Source organism: Nocardiopsis sp. JB363 (assembly GCF_900143625.1).
GTDB lineage: Bacteria > Actinomycetota > Actinomycetes > Streptosporangiales > Streptosporangiaceae > Nocardiopsis.
Window position 1 is genome coordinate 1 of record NZ_FRFF01000018.1, and the last position, 2,456, is coordinate 2,456.

At 64.0% G+C, this 2,456-nt stretch carries 3 protein-coding genes and 1 pseudogene; 1 reads left to right on the plus strand and 3 read right to left on the minus strand.

Annotation, left to right across the window (positions count from 1 at the left end; genetic code table 11):
- Positions 1-244, minus strand: a pseudogene (locus BQ8420_RS32555) (AraC family transcriptional regulator); the annotation flags it as partial.
- A gap of 102 nt (positions 245-346) precedes the next feature.
- Between BQ8420_RS32555 and BQ8420_RS03555 the strand changes: the two are divergent.
- Positions 347-985 carry an HD domain-containing protein gene (locus tag BQ8420_RS03555; RefSeq protein ID WP_087096362.1) on the plus strand — a complete coding sequence of 213 codons (639 nt, stop codon included), beginning with the start codon at positions 347-349 and terminating at the stop codon, positions 983-985.
- Positions 986-1,057: 72 nt separating this feature from the next.
- On the opposite strand, the gene def is transcribed toward BQ8420_RS03555, so the two are convergent.
- Both def and BQ8420_RS03565 read right to left on the minus strand, forming a co-directional pair.
- Positions 1,058-1,723, minus strand: a complete 666-nt coding sequence (gene def, locus BQ8420_RS03560; protein ID WP_087096363.1) for a peptide deformylase — start codon at positions 1,721-1,723, stop codon at positions 1,058-1,060.
- Between the two features lie 104 nt (positions 1,724-1,827).
- On the minus strand, positions 1,828-2,271 hold the full coding sequence (locus BQ8420_RS03565) for an SMI1/KNR4 family protein (RefSeq protein ID WP_087096364.1): 444 nt from the start codon (positions 2,269-2,271) through the stop codon (positions 1,828-1,830).
- Between the last annotated feature and the right edge of the window lie 185 nt (positions 2,272-2,456).

Genomic DNA, 2,456 nt, shown 5'->3' on the forward strand with positions numbered 1-2,456 from the left:
CCCCCTGGACCAAATGATCACCCCCCGCCACCAACACCGTGTCCACCCCACCTGCCTCGGCCGCCCTCACCGTCCCGCTCAACGGCATCCCGGTCGAGGTCATCACCCCACCACCATGCGGCGAGACCAGGACCACCTCATAGGCGCACCCCTGCGAGCGCGCCTGATGCAAAACCTCCGCCGGACCACTCACGTCCAGCAACCGCACACCATCGAAGACCACAAGACCCACACGGTGACTCATGTCCGAAACCGTGGTTCATCTGTCAGAAAGGACATGGCCCCAAGGTAGCGACCCCACCACACTGGGAACAAGACCACAACGCGCACACACCACAGGGGAACCATGAGCCACACCATCGCCGGCGTCACCATCCCGGACAGCACCCTGGCCCGCCAAGCCACCGAACTCGTCCGCGAAGCCGCCTCACCACTGATCTTCGACCACTCCAGGCGCGTCTTCCTGTGGGCATCCCTACGCGGCCGCGAACAAGACCTGAACTTCGACCCCGAACTGCTCTACGTCGCCGCCATGTTCCACGACCTGGGCCTGACCCCACGCTTCCGCCGCACCGACCAGCGCTTCGAGATCGACGGCGCCGACCAGGCCCGACACTTCCTGAACAGCCAGGACATCACCGGCGAGGAGGCCGACCGGGTCTGGACCGCCATCGCCCTGCACACCACACCCCAGATCCCCCTGCACATGGCCCCCGAGATCGCCCTGCTCACACGCGGCGTGGAACTGGACGTCCTCGGCATCGGCTACCACACCGTCAGCGACGACCAACGCCAAGCCGTCGTCCAAGCCCACCCCCGACCCGACTTCAAGAACCAGATCCTGGCCGCATTCACCGAAGGCCTCAAGGACCGACCCCAGACCACCTTCGGCAACGTCAAAGCCGACGTCCTGGCCCACTACCTGCCCGGGTTCGTCCCCGGCGACTTCGTCGAGGTCATCAAGAACTCCCACTGGCCCGAATAACCACCCACGCACACACGCGGCGGGCCGCGGACCCACCCAGGGTCCGCGGCCCGCCGCGTGCCACATCCGGACCTAACCGGCCGAGTACGCCTCCAACTCCCGCGCACACTCCTCACGACGCGCGAACACACTGTCGGCCATCTCGTTCATCTTCTTCAACACCCGCTTGCGCTCACGCTTGGACAACCGATCGATGTACAACCGACCCCACGTGTGATCGGTCTCGTGCTGCAAACACCGCGCGAAATACCCACTACCGGTGAGCACCACCTCCGCGCCGTCCTTGTCCACCCCACGCACCGTGGCGTGCTCGGCCCGCCCCAACTCCGCATGCGGACCCGGAACCGACAAACACCCCTCGTTCTCCACCACCACGGCATCATCCACATCACGCTCGTCCAACACCGGGTTGATCACATGACCCACATGCCGCACACCATCATCATCAGGACAGTCATAGACGAACACCCGCCAGTCCACACCCACCTGACTACCCGCCAACCCCACACCCTCGGCCGCGTACATCGTCACGAACATGTCATCGACCAACCGCGACAACTCCGCGCCGCCCAACAACTCCCCAGGCACATCACGGCCCACCCGATGCAACACATCCTCACCGGTCACCGTCACCCGCAACACACGACCGCGCGCCGCCTCCGGAGCCAGATCCGGGAAATCCGCCACCTCCCGCCCCTGGACAACGGTCACGGGCACGGGCACAGACTGCTCCGACATGGTCCTACTCTCCGGACAGGCGACAACAGACGGTACAAACACCGCCACACCCGAAAAAGTAGCACGAACCGGCAGGTCGCCCCCGCCACCCCGACCACATCCGACTACCGGAACCAGGCATTGCCCTGAATGAAACACCGCGCCAGATAGTCCCGCAACGACACCACCACCAGCCGCCGCCGATCACTCTCATGATCCCACACCACGATCCCCGGCCCATAGTCCGTATGCACATACGCGAACTGCGGACCCATGTCCGAATCACCGAAGAAGATCATCTCATCGAACGGCGCGTACAACTCCACATAATCCGGCTCCCCACGCATCGCCAGGTTGTCCTCCACCAACCGACGCGCACCCCACACCACCGCATCCCCGTACTCGTTGGTCACCCCATCGGTCTCCCGCAACAACGACGCCAACTCGAACGGCAAAGGCAGCATCAAATGCTTCTCCACCTCGGCCAGCATCACCTCATCGGCCGCATCACTCAGATCGGCCTCCGGATACATCTCCAGAATCAGTTCACGCCACACACCCCCGATCATCACAGGTCGTGGCAACACACGGGAAATCGCGGTCGGCGAGTTGCGCCGAAAATCCACCACACCACCCCGCACACCACCACCCCCAACACCCCAACCAGCCACAAAAACCCACCAAAACCCCACACCACCGCAAGGGGAGCCACCACCACCGACCCACCCCCCCCCGACCAGTCTCTTATACACAA

Bases quoted from the DNA above. Each gene is read 5' to 3' on its own strand.
- BQ8420_RS03555 (WP_087096362.1), top strand. From the start codon at position 347: ATGAGCCACACCATCGCCGGCGTCACCATCCCGGACAGCACCCTGGCC.
- BQ8420_RS03565 (WP_087096364.1), bottom strand. From the start codon at position 2,271: ATGATCGGGGGTGTGTGGCGTGAACTGATTCTGGAGATGTATCCGGAG.
- def (WP_087096363.1), bottom strand. From the start codon at position 1,723: ATGTCGGAGCAGTCTGTGCCCGTGCCCGTGACCGTTGTCCAGGGGCGG.